This window comes from Rhodanobacter sp. UC4448_H15, from assembly GCF_052978265.1.
Map to the genome: position 1 here is coordinate 1,794,463 of NZ_CM129665.1, position 17,941 is coordinate 1,812,403.

12 protein-coding genes are annotated in these 17,941 nt (G+C 67.9%); 7 read left to right on the forward strand and 5 right to left on the reverse strand.

The features are described from left to right. Positions 1-31 precede the first annotated feature (31 nt). Positions 32-1,225, forward strand: a complete 1,194-nt coding sequence (locus ACVCMI_RS07970) for an acyl-CoA dehydrogenase family protein (RefSeq protein WP_395121363.1) — start codon at positions 32-34, stop codon at positions 1,223-1,225. A gap of 192 nt (positions 1,226-1,417) precedes the next feature. Here ACVCMI_RS07970 and ACVCMI_RS07975 read toward each other — a convergent pair whose 3' ends face one another. Then, a complete protein-coding gene (locus tag ACVCMI_RS07975) occupies positions 1,418-4,585 on the reverse strand; it encodes a multidrug efflux RND transporter permease subunit (RefSeq protein WP_447099220.1) in 3,168 nt (1,055 codons plus the stop codon). 12 nt (positions 4,586-4,597) lie between these two features. Further along, the gene (locus tag ACVCMI_RS07980; RefSeq protein WP_395117555.1) at positions 4,598-5,791 is read right to left on the reverse strand and encodes an efflux RND transporter periplasmic adaptor subunit; all 1,194 of its coding nucleotides are present in this window, start codon (positions 5,789-5,791) and stop codon (positions 4,598-4,600) included. 131 nt (positions 5,792-5,922) lie between these two features. On the opposite strand from ACVCMI_RS07980, the gene ACVCMI_RS07985 reads away from it, so the two are divergent. The 4 genes from ACVCMI_RS07985 (at position 5,923) to ACVCMI_RS08000 (ending at position 13,125) form a co-directional block, all read left to right on the forward strand. After that, positions 5,923-6,237, forward strand: a complete 315-nt coding sequence (locus ACVCMI_RS07985) for a hypothetical protein (protein WP_447099219.1) — start codon at positions 5,923-5,925, stop codon at positions 6,235-6,237. An 11-nt stretch (positions 6,238-6,248) separates the two neighbouring features. Further along, positions 6,249-11,174 (forward strand): NAD-glutamate dehydrogenase, encoded by a 4,926-nt coding sequence (locus tag ACVCMI_RS07990; RefSeq protein WP_447099218.1) that lies wholly within the window; start codon positions 6,249-6,251, stop codon positions 11,172-11,174. Positions 11,175-11,329: 155 nt separating this feature from the next. Next, positions 11,330-12,091 carry an NAD kinase gene (locus ACVCMI_RS07995; protein WP_447099217.1) on the forward strand — a complete coding sequence of 254 codons (762 nt, stop codon included), beginning with the start codon at positions 11,330-11,332 and terminating at the stop codon, positions 12,089-12,091. Between the two features lie 110 nt (positions 12,092-12,201). Next, entirely contained in the window at positions 12,202-13,125 is a 924-nt protein-coding gene (locus ACVCMI_RS08000; protein ID WP_447099216.1) for a 5'-nucleotidase, read from the forward strand. Positions 13,126-13,156: 31 nt separating this feature from the next. Here ACVCMI_RS08000 and ACVCMI_RS08005 read toward each other — a convergent pair whose 3' ends face one another. Both ACVCMI_RS08005 and ACVCMI_RS08010 read right to left on the reverse strand, forming a co-directional pair. Further along, positions 13,157-13,792, reverse strand: coding sequence for a LysE family translocator (locus ACVCMI_RS08005; protein WP_395117563.1), 636 nt, complete (start codon positions 13,790-13,792; stop codon positions 13,157-13,159). Then, on the reverse strand, positions 13,789-14,649 hold the full coding sequence (locus ACVCMI_RS08010) for an NIPSNAP family protein (protein ID WP_395117565.1): 861 nt from the start codon (positions 14,647-14,649) through the stop codon (positions 13,789-13,791). Before ACVCMI_RS08010 ends, ACVCMI_RS08005 begins: the two co-directional genes overlap by 4 nt. A gap of 94 nt (positions 14,650-14,743) precedes the next feature. Between ACVCMI_RS08010 and ACVCMI_RS08015 the strand changes: the two genes are divergently transcribed. Then, positions 14,744-15,745, forward strand: a complete 1,002-nt coding sequence (locus ACVCMI_RS08015; RefSeq protein WP_447099215.1) for a helix-turn-helix transcriptional regulator — start codon at positions 14,744-14,746, stop codon at positions 15,743-15,745. On the opposite strand, the gene ACVCMI_RS08020 is transcribed toward ACVCMI_RS08015, so the two are convergent. Next, the gene (locus tag ACVCMI_RS08020) at positions 15,687-16,562 is read right to left on the reverse strand and encodes a DMT family transporter (protein ID WP_395117569.1); all 876 of its coding nucleotides are present in this window, start codon (positions 16,560-16,562) and stop codon (positions 15,687-15,689) included. The two genes, ACVCMI_RS08015 and ACVCMI_RS08020, sit on opposite strands and share 59 nt — an antisense overlap. A 142-nt stretch (positions 16,563-16,704) precedes the next feature. Between ACVCMI_RS08020 and ACVCMI_RS08025 the strand changes: the two genes are divergently transcribed. After that, positions 16,705-17,874, forward strand: coding sequence for an acyl-CoA dehydrogenase family protein (locus tag ACVCMI_RS08025; protein WP_395117571.1), 1,170 nt, complete (start codon positions 16,705-16,707; stop codon positions 17,872-17,874). Positions 17,875-17,941: the final 67 nt, after the last annotated feature.

A 17,941-nucleotide genomic window follows, 5' to 3' on the forward strand; every position in this document is an offset into this window, starting at 1 on the left:
GCGCGGGGCCGATCGGCCATTTGCCGCTAAAATCGGCGGCTCGATTGCCTCAAGGAGCCCACCCGTGGATTTCCGTTTTACCGAAGACCAGTTGTCGATCCAGTCGATCGCCCGTGATTTCGCGCACAAGCGCATCGCGCCGGTGGCGGCCGAGCTGGACGCGAAGGGCGAGTTTCCGCTGGAGAACATCCGCGAGATGGGCCGGCTCGGACTGATGGGCATCGAGGTGCCTGAGGCGTACGGCGGTGCCGGCATGGACCCGATCGCCTACGTGCTGGCGATGATCGAGATCGCTGCCGCCGACGCGGCCACTTCGACGGTCATGTCGGTGAACAATTCGCTGTTCTGCAACGGCATCCTCAAGCATGGCACCGAGGAGCAGAAACAGCAGTACGTGCGCGCCATCGCCACCGGCGAGGCGATCGGTGCCTATGCGCTGACCGAGCCGCAATCGGGCTCCGATGCCTCGGCCATGCATACCCGCGCCACCAGGAACGCCAACGGCGACTGGGTGATCAACGGCAAGAAGAGCTGGATCACCTCCGGCCCGGTGGCGCGCTACATCGTGCTGTTCGCGATCACCACGCCGGGCATCGGCGCCAAGGGGGTGTCGGCCTTCATCGTCGATACCCGGCTGCCCGGCTTCCACGCCGGCAAGACCGAGCCCAAGCTCGGCATCCGCGCCTCGGCCACCTGCGAGATCGAGTTCACCGATTACGTGTTGCCAAAAGCCAATTTGCTGGGCGAGGAGGGCAAGGGCTTCTCGATCGCGATGGGCGTGCTCGATGCCGGACGCATCGGCATCGCCTCGCAGGCGGTCGGCATTGCCCGCGCCGCGTACGAAGCCACGCTGCAGTGGTCGCGCGACCGCAAGGCGTTCGGCCAGCCGATCGGCACCTTCCAGATGACCCAGTCCAAGATCGCCGACATGAAGTGCAAGCTCGATGCGGCCACGCTGCTCACCCTGCGCGCCGCGTGGACCAAGGGCGAGGCCGAAAAGCACGGCGGCCGCTTCGGCACCGAGGCGGCCGTGGCCAAGCTCACCGCCTCCGAAGCGGCGATGTGGATCGCCCACCAGGCCGTGCAGATCCACGGCGGCATGGGCTATTCGAAGGAAATGTCGCTGGAACGCTACTTCCGCGACGCCAAGATCACCGAGATCTACGAAGGCACCAGCGAGATCCAGCGGCTGGTGATTGCGCGGGCGGAGACGGGATTGCGGTGAGGCAGGGAATCGGGAATAGGGAATAGGGAATGGGGAATCGGACGAGCATGCGGCAGGCGCAATCCGGTTGATTGAGGCTCCGCCGCTCTCAAGGGAAACAAAAAACGCCCCGGCTGATACCGGGGCGTTTTTGTCAGGGGCTTGCGGGGCGTGCTTTTCCGATTCCCTATTCTCGATTCCCTATTCCCGGCTTCAAAGCCCCCGCTGCGGATCGGAGTCGAAGGTGTGTGGCCCCTGGATGCCCGGGTGGTCGTGGCCATCGAGTCTGTCGCCGAGCAGGCGACGCACCACCACGTAGAACACCGGGATCAGCAGCACGCCGAGGAAGGTGGCGAACAGCATGCCGCCGATCACGCCGGTGCCGATGGCGTGGCGTGCGTTGGCGCCGGCGCCGGAGGAGACGAGCAGCGGGAACACGCCGAGGATGAAGGCCAGCGAGGTCATCAGGATCGGGCGCAGGCGCAGGCGGGCTGCGTCGACCGTGGCCTCGCGCAGGCTGCGTCCGGCCTGCTGCTCGGCCACCGCGAATTCCACGATCAGGATCGCGTTTTTCGCGGCCAGGCCGATTACCGTGATCAGGCCGATCTTGAAGTAGATGTCGTTGGGAAGGCCGCGCAGCAGGGTGAACACCACCGCGCCCAGGAACGCCAGCGGCACGATCAGCAGCACCGAGACGGGGATCGACCAGCTTTCGTACAGCGCGGCCAGCGCCAGGAACACGATGAAGATCGACAGCACCATCAGCAGGGTAGCCGCGTTGCCGGAGAGGATCTCCTGGTACGACTGCCCGGTCCAGTCGTAGCCGAAGCCCTTGGGCAGGTCGTTGCGGATGATCCGTTCCATCTCGCTCATTGCCTCGCCCGAGGCGTGCCCGGGCGCCGGCGAGCCGACGACCTCGACCGCCGAGTAGCCGTTGTAGCGGGTCAGCGAGGGCGATGACACGTCCCACGTCGAGTGCACCACGTTGGCCAGCGGGATCATCTGCGCGGTGCCGTCGCCGGCCAGCTTGGAGCTGGGCGTGAAGATGTGCTGCAGCGCATCCGGGCCCATGCGGTAGGGCGCGTCGGCCTGCATGATCACGCGCTTGATGCGCCCGCCATAGGTAAAGTCGTTGACGTACACCGGCGCCAGCATCAGCCCGATCGCGTTGTAGATGTCGCCGATCGACAGGCCCATCGACTGCGCCTGCACGCGATCCACCTGCAGGTGCAGCTGCGGTGCTTCCTCCAGCTCGTTCGGACGCACGCCGGCCAGCTTGCTGTCCTGGTTGGCCTTGCCGATCAGGGTGTTGCGTGCCGCGGTCAGGGCGTCGCGACCGGCACCGCTGCGGTCCTGCAGGTACATGTCGAAGCCGCCGAACTGGCCCAGCCCCTGCACGGTGGGGATGTTGATCACGAAGATGCGCGCATCGCGGATCTGGTGCAGCTTGCGGTTGGCGCGCTGGATGAACTCGCTGGCGCCGACATCGCGGTCGGCCCAGTCCTTGAGCTTGATGAAGGCCATGCCGGCGTTCTCGCCGGAGCCGATGAAGCTGAAGCCGGTGACCTGCATCACCCCGTCCACCGCGGGGTCCTTGCGCAGGATGTCGCGCATCTGCGTCATGACCTCGGTGGTGCGCTGCTTGGTTGCGCCCGGCGGCAGCTGGATCACCGACATCGCGTAGCCCTGGTCTTCCTCCGGCAGGAAACTGCCGGGCAGGCGCGTGTAGAGGAAGCCGCCGAGCAGCGCGACCACCACGAACGCCAGCATCCACCGCGGCGCGTGGCCGATCGCGACGCCCACGTGGCGGGTATAGGTGTGCGTGGTCCAGTCGAACAGCCGGTTGAACTTGCGATAGACGACGTTCTTCTTCTTCTCGTGCTCCGGCTGCAGGAAGCTGGCGCACAGCGCCGGCGTGAAGCTCAGCGCGAGGAAGGCGGAAAAGCCCATCGACAGCGCGATGGTCAGCGCGAACTGCTTGTAGATGATGCCGGAGGCGCCGGGCTGCAGCGACGAGGGCACGAACACCGCCGCCAGCACCACGGTGATCGCCACCACCGCGCCGGTGATCTGGCCCATCGCCTTGCGCGTGGCATCCTTCGGCGAGAGACCCTCCTCGGTCATGATGCGTTCGACGTTCTCGATCACCACGATCGCGTCGTCGACCACGATGCCGATCGCCAGCACCATGCCGAACAGGGTCAGCTGGTTGATGGTGAAGCCGAGCACCAGCATGCCGAGGAAGGTGCCGAGCAGGGCCACCGGAATCACCAGGGTGGGGATGATGGTGGCGCGGAAGTTCTGCAGGAACAGCAGCATCACCAGGAACACCAGCACGATCGCCTCGATCAGCGTGTGCACCACCTCGTTGATCGAGATGGTCACGAAGGTAGTGCTGTCGTACGGGCTGAACCAGGTCACGCCCGGCGGGAAGCTGGGCGCCAGCTCATCCATCTTGGCGCGCACCGCGGTGGCCACGTTGAGCGCGTTGGCGCCAGGCAGCAGCTGGATCGCGAAGGCGCCGATCGGCTTGCCGTCGTACTGGGTATCGAAACCGTAGTTGCCGGGCCCGAAGCTGATGCGCGCCACGTCGCCCAGGGTGACGGTGGTGCCGTCGGTGTTGGTGCGCAGGATGATCCCGGCGAACTGCTGCGGCGTGGTGAAACGGCCTTCGGTCGACACCGTGGCGCTGAAACCCTGGCCGGGGATGGCCGGGTCCGCGCCCAGCGCGCCGGCGGCGAACTGCACGTTCTGCGAACGCACGGCGGCGAGCACCTGGCTGGCCGACAGATTGTAGCCGTGCAGCTTGTCCGGGTTGAGCCAGATGCGCATGGCGTACTCGGAGCCGAACTGCCGCGTGCTGCCCACGCCCGGCACGCGCGAAATCTGGTCGAGCACCTGCGAGCCGACGATGTCGTTGAGGCGGTCGCGGTCGATGCCCGGGTTGGTCGATTGCAGCGCCACCACCATCAGGAAGCCGGCGTTGGCCTTGGCCACCACCACGCCCTGCTGGGTCACTTCGGAAGGCAGTCGCGGTGTGGCCAGCGCCACCTTGTTCTGCACCTGCACCTGGGCGATGTCGGGGTCGGTACCGCTCTCGAAGGTCAGCGTGATGCTGGCGCGACCGCTGGCGCTGGACGAGGAGCTGAAATACAGCAGGTGGTCGATGCCGGTCAGCTGCTGCTCGATGACCTGGGTGACCGTTTTCTCGGTGGTGTCGGCGCTGGCGCCGGGGTAGCTGGCGCTGACCGTGACCGACGGCGGCGCGATGTCCGGGTAGGATTCCACGCCCAGGTTGAGGATGGCCAGCACGCCACCGAGCGAAATCAGGATGGCGACCACCCAGGCGAAGACAGGGCGGTCGATGAAGAAGTTGGGCATGTCGGCGCTCCGTTACTGGCCGTTCGCGGAAGCGCCGCCCGCCGGCGCCGTGGACGTCGCGCCGGCCGGCGCATCGCGGTGCCAGGGACTCGGCTTGGCCGGCTCGCCTTCCTTCACGTTCTGGATGCCGGAAACCACCACCTTGTCGCCGGCCTTCAGGCCGCCGCTGATTACCCAGTCGCCGTCGCGCATGTCGGCCGTGGTGACGTCCTTGCGCACGACCTTGTTGTCCGCACCCACGGTCATCACGTAGGCGCCGGTGGTGTCGCGCTGCACCGCCTGCTGCGGCAGCACGAACACCTTGTGGCGCTGGCCCAGGTTGGCCTGCAGGGTCACGTACATGCCCGGCAGCAGCTTGTGCTTCGGGTTGGGGATGGTGGCGCGCAAGTCCACCGAGCCGGTCGCCGGGTTGACCGTGGCGGCGGAGAAATCGACCGTGCCCGGCTCGGCGTAGGTGCTGCCGTCGGGCAGGGTGATGCGCACGCTGGCCTTGTTCTGGCCGGCCAGGGTGACGTTGCCCTCGCTCTGCGCCTGGCGCATGTTCTCCAGCGATTCCACGCTGAGCGTGAAGTTCACGTACAGCGGGTCGATCTGCTCGACCGTGGTGAGCAAGGTGGCCGCGCCGCTGCCCACCAGCGCGCCCTCGGTCACCTGCTGCTGCCCGGCGCGGCCGGCGATCGGCGCGGTGACGTTGGCGTAGCCCAGGTTGATGCGCGCGGTCTCCACGTTGGCGCGCGCGGCCTGCACGGCCGCGGCGCTGCTGCGCTCGGCGGCCAGCGCGTTGTCGAGGTCGGCCTTGGACACGTAGCCCTTGGGCGCCAGTTCGCGCACGCGCTGCGCGGTGACCTTGTTGTTGGTCCAACTGGCCTGGGCCTGCGCCAGCGAAGCCTTGGCCGCGTTCAACTCGGCCTGCAGCGGCGCCGGGTCGATCTGGAACAGCAACTGGCCGCGCGTGACGTCGGTGCCTTCCTCGTAATCGCGCTTGAGCAGCACGCCGGCCACCCGCGCGCGCACGTCGGCGCTGCGATAGGCGGAAAGGCGCCCGACCAGGTCGCGGGTCAGCGGCGAGTTCTGCGGTTGCACCGTGACCACGCCCACCTCGGGCGGCGGCATTTGCGGCGGACCGTTGCCGGTGCTCTTGCCGCAACCGGCCAATACCAGCAGGCACAGGCACAGCAGCGGCGAGCGCAGTGACGAAGGCTTCATGGGGACTCCGGTTCTCTTTCTTGTTCGGGGTGTGGGGAGGGGCGTCGCATGCGCCGCGCGGGAATCCGTTTCCGCCGCGCATCGGGTGTTGCCGGTGGCGCCCGAAACGCCGCCGTGGCGGCGCTTCGGAGATGTCACAACGTACAAACTGGACTGCGCAGTATACATTTTCCGGCGGCGTCGTTTCCAGCGCGGGTCGCGCGCGCAACCTCGCATGGTCGGAGGCAGCGGTCGATGAATATCCGCCGCCGCGCCACGCGCCGTTCGACACGCCGTTCGACACATTGTTCGACATCCGCGCGGGCCGCGTTGCGCGGCGGATCATCCGCGCCGCGTGCGGCGCCTCGCAGACGTTCGCCCCGGCCCGCGCGCGGGTGGATTCGGGAGGTGCCGCGGCGTATCCTTCCGAGGATTTATCGCGGCCCTTCCCACCTCCGTCCAACTAACAGCAGATGCCATGAATGCGACCCTTGCGGCAAATGACCCCTCCCTCCCGTCCGTAGTGCTCGCCGAGCTGAAAAAGAGCGGCATGTCGCCCCAGCGCCTGACCCAGGCCGAGGTGTTCTGCACCGCCTTCTTCGCACGGGTCGCCGGCAGCGATGTCCAGCTGCACACGCCGGTGCAGTGGGCGGCGCTGGTCGGCAGCCTGCTGGAGTTCATGCAGCAGCGCCCGGCCGGTCGCGCCGCGGTGCGCGTGCTGAGCCCCGCGGACCTCCACGCCGGGCGCAGCCTGCTGCAGGTGGTCACCGACGACATGCCGTTCCTGATCGACACGGTGAGCATGGTGGTGTCGACCAACCTGCAGATCCACGCGGTGATCCACCCGGTGCTGACCGTCTCGCGCGACGCCGCCGGCGCGCTGCAGGAGCTGGGCGGCAAGCAGGGTCACGCCGAGTCGGTGATGCATTTCGAGATCGACCGCCCGGCCGACGCCGCCGAGCAGGAGCAGTTGAAGGCGCAGGTCGAGGCGGCGCTGGAAGACGTGCGCGCCGCGGTCAACGACTGGAGCGCGATGCGCGAGCAGGCGCTGGCGATCGCCGCCGAGCTGCCGCAGCGCAAGATCCCGCTGGACGAGGCCTCGGCGAAGGAAGCGGCTGCCTTCATGCGCTGGCTGGCGGAGGACAACTTCACCTTCCTCGGCTATCGCGAATACGAGGTGGTCGATGCCGACGGCGACCGCGTGCTGCGTTCGCGCGAAGCCTCGGGCCTGGGCATCCTGCGCAAGACCGACCGCTCGCTGGCCCCGCGTTCGCTGCGCACCCTGGCCGCCAGCGAGCTGCCGCAGTCCGGCGCCACCGACGCGATCATCCTGACCAAGACCAACGCGCGCTCGCACGTGCATCGCCCCGGCTACATGGACTACATCGGCGTGCTGCAGTTCGGGCCTGATGGCCGCGCGGTCGCCGAGCAGCGCTTCCTGGGCCTGTTCACCTCCAGCGCCTACATGGCGCGCCCGCAGGAGGTGCCGCTGGTGCGGCACAAGGTCGAGGCGGTGCTGGCCCGCTCGGGCCTCAAGCGCGATTCGTACTCCGGCAAGTCGCTGCGCCACATCCTGGAAACGCTGCCGCGCGAGGAGCTGCTGCAGGGCACCGAGGAGGAGCTGTTCAACACCTCGATGGGCATTCTCGAACTGCGCCAGCGCGCACGCACGCGGCTGTTCGTGCGCCGCGACCGCTACGGGCGGTTCTTCACCTGCATGGTGTTCGTGCCGCGCGACCGCTTCAACACTTCGGTGCGCGAACGCATCGAAGCCACGCTGGGCATGGCGCTGCACGCGGTGCAGAGCGATTCCTCGGTGGAGATGGGCGAGTCGGCGCTGGCGCGGCTGACCATCGTGATGCGGCCGAAGATCGGCGACCAGCCTGCCTGCGACGTCGCCGAACTGGAGCACGCCGTGGCCGCGATCGTGCGCAACTGGCACGACGAGGTGCGCGACGCGCTGGTGCGCCTGCGCGGCGAACACGAGGGCGTGGTGCTGGCCAACCGCTACGCCCGCGCGCTGCCGGCCGGCTACGTCGAGGACGTCAGCCCGGCGGTGGCCGCGGAAGACATCCACGAGTTGTCGCAGCTGAGCGGCGAGCACGGCATCCGCATGTCGTTCTACCACCCGCCGCAGAACCCCGAGTCGCTGCGCTTCAAGGTGTACCGCAACGGCAGCGACATCTCGCTGTCCGAGGTCCTGCCGCAGCTGGAGAACCTCGGCTTGCGCGTGCTCACCGAGCATGTCTACGAGATCCCCGGCGACACGCCGTTGTCGATCCAGGATTTCGACGTGCAGCCCACCGGCAAGCTCGCCTTCAGCGTGGAGCAGGTCGGCGCGCTGTTCGAGGATGCGTTCGAGCATGTCTGGCGCGGCGCTGCGGAGAACGACGGCTTCAACCGGCTGGTGCTCGGCGCCAAGCTCGATTGGCGCCAGGTGGCGATGCTGCGCGGCTACAGCAAGTATCTGCTGCAGACCGGCGTGACCTTCTCGCAGGCGTACATGGAGGAGACGCTCAACCGCTATCCGGCGATCGCCGGCTTGCTGGTGGAGCTGTTCCTGGCCAAGTTCGACCCGCGTCGCGAGGCGCTCTCGCCCGACGAGCTGAAGATCGCCGGGGCCACCCTGGCGGTGGAGATGCGCACGCTGATCCCGGCCAACGTGCAGGCCGCGCAGCCCGGCCTGATCGACGAGCTGGGCGCCGCGCTGGCGCGTCCGCGCGCCGAGCAGGTCAAGGTCGTGGAAGCTGCCATCGGCGTGCTGCTGGAGAACGTGGCCAGCCTCGACGAGGACCGCATCCTGCGCAGCTTCGTGGGGCTGATCCGCGCCACCTTGCGCACCAGTTTCTTCCAGCAGTGGGAGGGCGCGTACCGCGACTACATCAGCTACAAGATCGACTCGCACCAGGTCGCCGAGCTGCCCAAGCCGGTGCCGTACCGCGAGATCTGGGTGTGCGCCCCGCGCGTGGAAGGCATCCACCTGCGCTTCGGCGCGGTCGCCCGCGGCGGCCTGCGCTGGTCCGACCGCCGCGAGGATTTCCGCACCGAGGTGCTGGGCCTGGTCAAGGCGCAGATGGTGAAGAACACGGTGATCGTGCCGGTCGGCTCCAAGGGCGGCTTCTTCGTCAAGAAGTCCCCCGACGGCGACCGCGACGCGGTGCTGGCCGAGGGCATCGCCTGCTACAAGCTCTTCATCAACGGCCTGCTCGACATCACCGACAACCTGGTCGAGGGCAAGGTGGTGCATCCGCACGACGTGGTGCGCCACGACGCGGACGACCCCTACCTGGTGGTGGCCGCCGACAAGGGCACGGCGAAGTTCTCCGACATCGCCAACGCCATCTCGATCGAGCACAACTACTGGCTGGGCGACGCGTTCGCCTCCGGCGGGTCGCACGGCTATGACCACAAGGGCATGGGCATCACCGCGCGCGGTGCGTGGGAGTCGGTCAAGCGCCACTTCCGCGCACTCGGCCGCGATTGCCAGAACGAGGATTTCACCTGCGTCGGCATCGGCGACATGTCCGGCGACGTGTTCGGCAACGGCATGCTGCTGTCCGAGCACATCCGGCTGGTGGCGGCGTTCGACCATCGCCACGTGTTCCTCGACCCGAACCCCGACGCGGCCCGTTCGTTCGTCGAGCGCAAGCGCATGTTCGACGTGCCGCGCTCGAGCTGGGACGACTACGACAAGTCGCTGATCTCCGCCGGCGGCGGCGTCTACCCGCGCAGCGCCAAGTCGATCCCGATCTCGCCCGAGGTGCGCGTCGCGCTGGGCCTGAAGCCCGACGTGGAACACCTGGCGCCGAACGATCTGCTCAGCGCGGTGCTCAAGGCGCCGGTCGACCTGCTCTGGAACGGCGGCATCGGTACCTACATCAAGGCCAGCAGCGAAACCCACGCCGACGTGCGCGACCGTGCCAACAACGGCCTGCGCATCGATGGCGCCGAGGTGCGCGCGAAGATCATCGGCGAGGGCGGCAACCTGGGCATGACCCAGAAAGGCCGCATCGAGGCGGCGCAGAAGGGCGTGCTGCTCAACACCGACTTCATCGACAACTCCGCCGGCGTGGACACCTCCGACCACGAGGTCAACATCAAGATCCTGCTCAACGACGCCGTGCAGCGCGGCGAGCTGAGTTTCGATGCCCGCAACACGCAACTGGCGGCAATGACCGACGAAGTGGCCGAGCTGGTGTTGTGGGACAACTACCGGCAGAACCAGGCGATCACGCTGATGGAGCACCAGTCGATCGGCCGCATCGGCTCGATGGCGCACTTCATCAAGACGCTGGAGAACGAGGGTGCGCTGGATCGCCAGGTGGAGAACCTGCCGTCGGAGGCCGAGCTGGCCGAGCGCAAGAGCCGCGGCCTGGGCCTGACCCGGCCGGAGCTTGCCGTGCTGCTGTCCTACGACAAGATGCGCCTGTTCCAGCAACTGCTGGACTCCGACGTGCCGGAAGACCCCTACCTGTCCAAGGAGCTGGTGCGCTACTTCCCGGCGCCGCTGCACGAGAAGTACGCCGAGCACATGCAGCGCCATCGGCTGAAGCGCGAGATCATCGCCACGGCGGTGACCAACTCGACCATCAACCGCATGGGCGCCACCTTCATGATGCGCATGCAGGAGGACACCGGCAAAGGTCCCGAGGCGATCGCCAAGGCGTACACGGCAGCGCGCGAGATCCTCGATGCGCGCCAGCTGTGGGCGCAGATCGAGGCGCTGGACAGCAAGGTCGCCGAGGACACCCAGGTCGATGCAGTGAAGCAGGTCTGGTCGCTGCTGCGCCACATGACTCGCTGGCTGCTCAACCGCCCCGGCGGCTCGCTCGACATTGCCGAAAACGTGGCGCGCTATCAGACAGGCGTTTCCGCCCTGCGCCAGGTACTGCCCGAGGTGCTCACGCCCACCGGCAAGGGCGACTTCGCCTGCACCCAGGAGAAATGGGAAGGCCTGGGCATGCCGGCCGAGCTCGGCCAGCGACTGGCCCGCATGCCGGACCTGCGCGCCGCGCTGGACATGGTCGAAGTCGTGCAGCAGAGCGGGCAGCCGATGGAAAAGGTGGCGCGGGTGTTCTTCGAACTGGGCGAAGTGCTGGATCTCGAGTGGCTGCGCGGCCAGATCGAGGCCTTGCCGGTGGAAGGTCACTGGCATGCGCAGGCACGCGGCTCGCTGCTCGACGAACTGAGCCACCAGCATCGTGCGTTGGCGCTGCAGGTGCTCGGCATGGCCGGCGCCACTGGCGACCTCTCGCCGGTGCAGGCCTGGCTGCAACGCGACGACGCCACCTTGCAGCACACCCGCAACATGCTGGCGGAAATCCTCACCCAGAACGCGGACTACCCGATCGCCTCGGTCGCCGTCCGTCGCCTGGCCCAGCTGGCACAGGTGCCGGTGGGTTGAGGGCAGGGAATAGGGAATAGGGAATAGGGAGTAGGGAATAGCGAATGGCAAAGGCGGCGGCGAGCAGGCTTGATCTGATGCGCGCGTTGCAGGGATGATCGGAACGGTCGGCTTGCCGGCTCTTCCGATTCCCTATTCCCTATTCCCGGCCTCCCATGCGCATCGCCTTCGTCGCCAGTGACACCAGTGTCGCCCAGCAGGCGAGGCGCAAGCTGGTGGAGCGGTACGGTGACGTGCCGGCGGTCGAGGCGGAGCTGATCGTGGCGCTGGGTGGCGATGGTTTCATGCTGCGCACCTTGCACCTGCACCACGCGCTGGACGTGCCGGTGTATGGCATGAAGCTGGGGCGGGTCGGCTTCCTGATGAACAAGCACAAGCTCGATGGCCTGCCCGAGCGGGTGGCGCGCGCGCACGCGGCGGAGCTGCATCCGCTGGAGATGCTGGTCACCGATGCGGACGGCGCCAGCCATCAGGCGCAGGCGTTCAACGAGGTGTCGCTGCTGCGCCAGAGCAATCAGGCCGCGCACCTGGAAGTGAAACTCAACGAGACGGTGAAGCTGCCCAACCTGGTCTGCGACGGCATCATGGTCGCCACGCCGGCGGGCTCCACCGCCTACAACCTCTCCGCGCACGGGCCGATCCTGCCGCTGGACGCGAACGTGCTCGCACTCACCCCGATCAGTCCTTTCCGCCCCCGCCGCTGGCGCGGCGCGATCCTGCCGCACCGTACCCAGGTCACGCTGCGCATCCTCGATCCGGGCAAGCGTCCGGTCAGCGCCACCGCCGATTTCCATGAAGTGCGCGACGTGCGCGAGGTGGTCGTGCGCCAGGCCGAAGGACGCGGCGTGCGCCTGCTGTTCGACCCGGAGCACAACCTGGAGCAGCGCATCCTGGACGAGCAGTTCGCCGCGGAATGAGAGGTGAGTGGAGAGGAGTGAGAAGTGAGAGAAGGCCGACTCCGCTGTTGCTCGCTCTCACTCCTCACTCCTCTGCACTCACTCCTCGCCCTTTGCGGTAGATTCGCGGCATGAGCCAGCCAACCGTTCACGATCCCGTATCCACCACCGACAACCGCCTGGTCGTCGCCATCTCCTCGCGCGCGCTGTTCGACCTCGGCGACAGCCACGCGCTGTTCGAGCGCGACGGCCTCGACGCCTACCGCTCGTTCCAGATCGACCATGAGAACGAGATCCTGCAACCCGGCGTGGCGTTCCCGCTGGTGCAGAAGCTGCTGGGCCTCAACAAGCTGGCCGGCGACGTGCCGCCGGTCGAGGTGATCCTGCTGTCGCGCAACTCCGGTGACACCGGCCTGCGCATTTTCAACGCGATCCAGCATTACGGCCTGGAAATCAGCCGCGCCGCGTTCACCAGTGGCGCGCCCACCTCCGACTACATCGCGCCGTTCAAGGCCGACCTGTTCCTCTCGGCCAACGCCGAGGACGTCGGCCGCGCGCTGGCCGCCGGCGTGGCTGCGGCGACGATCCTGCCCAGCACCGCGCCGCCGCGCATGAGCGAGCAACTGCGCATCGCGTTCGACGGCGACGCCGTGATCTTCGGTGATGAGGGCGAGCGTGTCTCGCGCGAGGAAGGCCTGGAAGCCTTCCATCGCAGCGAAACCGAACACGCCGCCGAGCCGCTGTCGGTGGGTCCGTTTCGCGGCTTCCTCACCGCGCTGCATCACCTGCAGACCGCGTTCCCGGCCGAGGACTCGCCGATCCGCACCGCCTTGGTGACCGCCCGTTCCGCGCCCGCGCACAAGCGCGTCATCCTCACCTTGCGCAAGTGGGGCGTGCGCATCGATGAGGCGCTGTTCCTCGGTGGCCGCGACAAGGGGCCGTTCCTCGACGCGTTCGGCGCCGACATCTTCTTCGACGACTCGCCGGCGAACGTGGAGTCCGCGCGCAAGCACGTGGCGACCGGGCACGTGCCGCACGGGGTCAGCAACCGCTGAGCGCGGTGCCGGCAGCGAATGGCGCGCCGGCTTACGCGCCGCGCCATCCCTCGAACCCGGTGAACATGGCCGCGGCGATCAGCAAGGCGCCCACGCAGCGGGTCGCCAGCATTCCGGCCTTCGGCTTGCCTTGCAGCCATGCGCGGGCGCGGTCGGCCATCAGCGCCAGTCCGCCGTACACGCACAGCTGGTTGAGCGCGATGATCAGCCACAGCACCAGCGCCTGCATCGCGATCGGGCCATGCTCCGGGCGCAGGAACTGCGGAAAGACCGCCAGCATGAACAGGTAGGCCTTGGGGTTGAGCAGGCAGGTCAGCATGCCCTGGCGGAACGTCGCCGCGTGCGAGCGCCGCGAGGCATCCGGCTGCAGGGCCGGCGCGGCGTCGCTGCGCATCAGCGAAAGGCCGATCCAGGCGATGTACAGCGCGCCGGCCAGCAGCAGCGCGTTGAATGCACCAGGGACCAATTCCAGCAGCACGCTGATGCCCAGCGCGGTCATCACGACATGGCACACGCCGCCAGCGACGATGCCGGCCAGCGCAGCGAAGCCGCGGCGGCGGCCGCCTGCCAGCGTGCTGCCCAGCACGAAGGCCATGTCCAGGCCGGGCAGCACCATGATGCCGAAGACCAGTGCGAAGAACAGCCACAGTTGCTCGACGTGGTTCATGGTGAAACCCCGGCGCCCGCGCCGGCAAGCCAGCGCAGGCGCGAGCGTGGGGTCGGGTCCATCACCACGCGTTCCGGCGCGCCGCGCAGGAGGCCACTGGCGGCGAGCGTGCGTTCGGCCGCGGCCAGCCGTGGCGCGAGTCGCTCATCCAGCGTTGCGTTGTCGCGAACCACGCCGAGCCATACGAGGAACGGACCGTCGGTGCGTATCGGCAACTGCGGGAAGTTGTTCGGCACATCCAGCGACACCAGCACGCCGGCCGGGTGCACGCCCTCGATGCGGTAGCCGGCGAACGCGGCCTCGGCCTGTTTCGCGAAGGCCTCCTCGCTGCCTTTCTTCACCGCGAAGATCTGCGCCACCACGATGCCTTGCGCGCCGCGCTCCTCGGTCACCGGGTCGACCGCCGGCAGCACGCTGATGCCGTGTTCCGGATGCAGCGGGCGCAGCAGCATCACGTTGTCGCTGTCCGGCAGGATCGCGTTGACCTTGATCCGGTGTTCCTTCCACAGCGGCCCGTAGTAGAACGCCGCATTGACGATCGGGCGTGCATTGATGTCGTGGAAGCCGCGCAGCCAGGTGAAGCGGTTCGGTTGCCCGCGCTCGGTGAACTGGCCGAACACCATCGCGCCCAGCTGCTCGAAGGCCTCCGGGAAATACGCGTCGAAGTACTTGACGAAGTGCGCCAGCTCGCCGTCTGCGGTGACGTAGCGGCGGAATTCGACGACCTGGTAGTCCTTGAGGTGCTGCACGCTTTCCATCATGGGGGCCTCGTTCGCGGGTTTGCCGTGTGCCGACATGGCTGCACCGAGCGCGATGCCCGCGACGATGCCGGGTAACAGTCGCTTGAAGTGGTTCATGGGTATCCCTGGCCTGGACGCCGGGTGGCGCAGGACACACGCTAAAACCCATACAGGGCAAATTGCGCCCTGATTTGTCGCTACCATGGCCGCCATGGCCAAACCCACCACGCGCGTGCTGGCGGTGCTCGACCTGCTGCAGAGCCACGGCCGCATGAGCGGCCCCGAACTGGCGCGCCGGGTCGGCGTCGACGTGCGCACGCTGCGGCGCTACATCGTGATGCTGGAGGACCTCGGCATCCCGCTCACCACCGAGCGCGGCCGCCACGGTGCCTACATGCTGGTCGCCGGCTTCAGGCTGCCGCCGATGATGTTCACCAACGACGAGGCGGTGGCGCTGTCGGTGGGCATGGTGGCGGCGCGCGGACTGGGCCTGGCCGAGGCGGCGCCGGCGGTGGAAAGCGTGCAGGCGAAACTGGCGCGGGTGATGCCCGATGGCCTGAAGCGCCACGTGCGCGCGATCGCCGATACGGTCAAGGTCGATATGCTGCCGGCCACAATCATGCCGACCAGCAACGCCGCGCTGATCACGCTGACCACCGCGGCGCAGGCGCAGCAGCGGGTGCGCATGAGTTACGACTCGGCCCAGGGCAGCCACACCGAACGCGAGTTCGATCCGTACGGCCTGGCCTGGCGCGGCGGTGCCTGGTACGCGCTGGGCATGTGCCAACTGCGCCACGGGCTGCGCTCGTTCCGGCTGGACCGGATGGGCCAGGTGACCTTGCTGGACCACCATTTCGAGCGGCCCGACGATTTCGATGCGCTGGAGCATCTGGTGCAGGGCATCGCCGGCATGCCACGCGGCCGCGACATCGAGGTGTTGCTGCATGCGGACCTGCCGACCGCACGGCACGCGTTCTCGCTGGGTTTTGGCCTGCTGGAGCCGCTGGATCGCGGCGTGTTGTTGCGCAGCAGCGCCGATGACCTGGCCTGGTTTGCCCGCCAGCTCGCCGCGGTGCCGTTCGACTTCGAGATTCGCACGCCATCGGCATTGCGTGCCGAGCTGGCGCGCTGCGCCGTGCGCCTGCAGAAGCTGGCTAGATCATCCGTACGCGCTTCCACCAGCGCGTCACCTGCTCCTCGCGCACGAAGGTGAACAGGCCGGCGCCCAGGATGATCGCGATGCCGGTCGCCATGGGCCAGTCCAGCCGGTCATGGAAGACCACGTAGCCGAGCAGCACGGCCCACAGCATCTGGCTGTACTGGGTTGGTGCGACGTGGTTCGCCGGCGCTATTTGCGTGGCCAGCATCAGCAGCACGGAGCCGAGTGCGGCGAGCAGGCCGTAGCCCAGCAGCAGGCCCCACTGGGCGAGGTCCGGCCAGCGGAAGTTGGCCAGCATCAGCAGGCCGGCCACCAGCATCGAGCCGACCATGCCGGCGCCGTACAAGGTGACGCGTTTCTCGTGCGGCCCGGCCATGCGCAGCGCGATCATCGAGACGGCGCCGGAAAGCCCGCACACGATCGCCGCCAGATGCCCGATGCCCAGCACGCGGAAGCCCGGCCGCAGCACCACCAGCACGCCGACGAAACCGGCCACCACCGCCGACCAGCGGCGCCAGCCCACGGCTTCCTTCAGCACCAGCACCGACAGGATGGTGACGAAGATCGGCAGCAGGAAGATCAGCGCGAACGCCTCGGCCATCGGCAGCGCGGTGAACGCCATCACCGCCGCGATGCTGCCCATCGCGCTGGCGAGCGCACGTACCAGCCACAGGCCGGGGCGCTGCGCCCGCACCACGTCGCGCCAGCGGTCGTCGCTTCCCTTGATGAAGGGCAGGGCCGTCAGCCCCAGCGCGGCGCCGAAAAACACGGCCTCGTAGGCCGGCAGCGAGCCGCGCAGCGACTTCACGAACGCGTCGCTGGCGGCGAAGGCGGCAAAAGCCATGAAGCCGAGCAAGACACCTTTGAACATGGATTTTCGGGGGGCAGATGTGCGGCGGAGAGAGGGGCCGGGACAGGCGCGCTCCATACGCACCCGTCGGGGCCGCCCGGCCTGTGCGGGCGCATGGGTCGCGCTACAATACCGGCTTTTACGCGCCCCCTCTGGAGCTTCCATGGCTGTCCGTCTGAATCCGCTCGATCTGTACGATGTCCGCGCGCTGCTCAGCGACGAGGAGCGCATGGTGCAGGATTCCGTCGGCCGCTTCGTCGACGAGCGCGTGCTGCCGATCATCGGCGACTGCTTCGACCAGGGCCGCTTCCCGAAGGAGCTGATCCCCGAGATCGCCGGTCTGGGCCTGCTCGGCGCGACGATCCCCGAGCAGTACGGCGGCGGCGGCATGAACGGCGTCAGCTACGGCCTGATCTGCCAGGAGCTGGAGCGCGGCGATTCGGGCCTGCGCAGCTTCGCCTCGGTTCAGAGCTCGCTGTGCATGTACCCGATCTTCGCCTACGGCAGCGAGGAGCAGAAGCAGCAGTACCTGCCGCGGATGTCGGCCGGCGAAGTGATCGGCTGCTTCGGCCTGACCGAACCGCATGGCGGCTCCGATCCGGCCAACATGAAGACCAACGCGAAGAAGGACGGCGGCGATTGGGTTATCAACGGCGCCAAGATGTGGATCACCAACGGCAACCTGGCGCACATCGCGATCGTCTGGGCGCAGACCGACGACGGCATCCAGGGCTTCGTGGTGCCGACCGACACGGCCGGCTTCAAGGCGCAGGAAATCCACAAGAAGATGAGCCTGCGCGCCTCGGTCACCAGCGCGCTGTTCTTCGACAACGTGCGCGTGCCGGACAGCGCGCGGCTGCCGAACGTGAAGGGCCTGAAGGGCCCGCTCGGCTGCCTGACCCAGGCGCGCTACGGCATCACCTGGGGTCCGATCGGTGCGGCGCAGGCCTGCCTGAAGGAAGTGCTCGACTACACCGCCGAGCGCATGCTGTTCGGCAAGCCGCTCGCCTCCAACCAGGCGATCCAGCTGAAGATGGCCGACATGGCCAGGCGCATCACCACCGCGCAGCTGCTGTCGCTGCAACTCGGTCGCCTCAAGGATGCCGGCAAGATGCAGCCGACCCAGGTGTCGCTGGCCAAGTGGAACAACTGCCGCATGGCGATCGACATCGCGCGCCAGTGCCGCGACATCCTCGGCGGTGCCGGCATCACCACCGAGCACTCGGCCATCCGCCATGCGCTGAACCTGGAATCGGTAATCACCTACGAGGGCACCGAGACCGTGCACGAGCTGGTGGTCGGCCGCGAGCTGACGGGGATCAACGCGTTCTGAGGCATGGCGCCAGGTGCCTTCCCGGCTCGTCATCCCGGCGAAAGCCGGGAGCCAGTGCCTTTCCCCA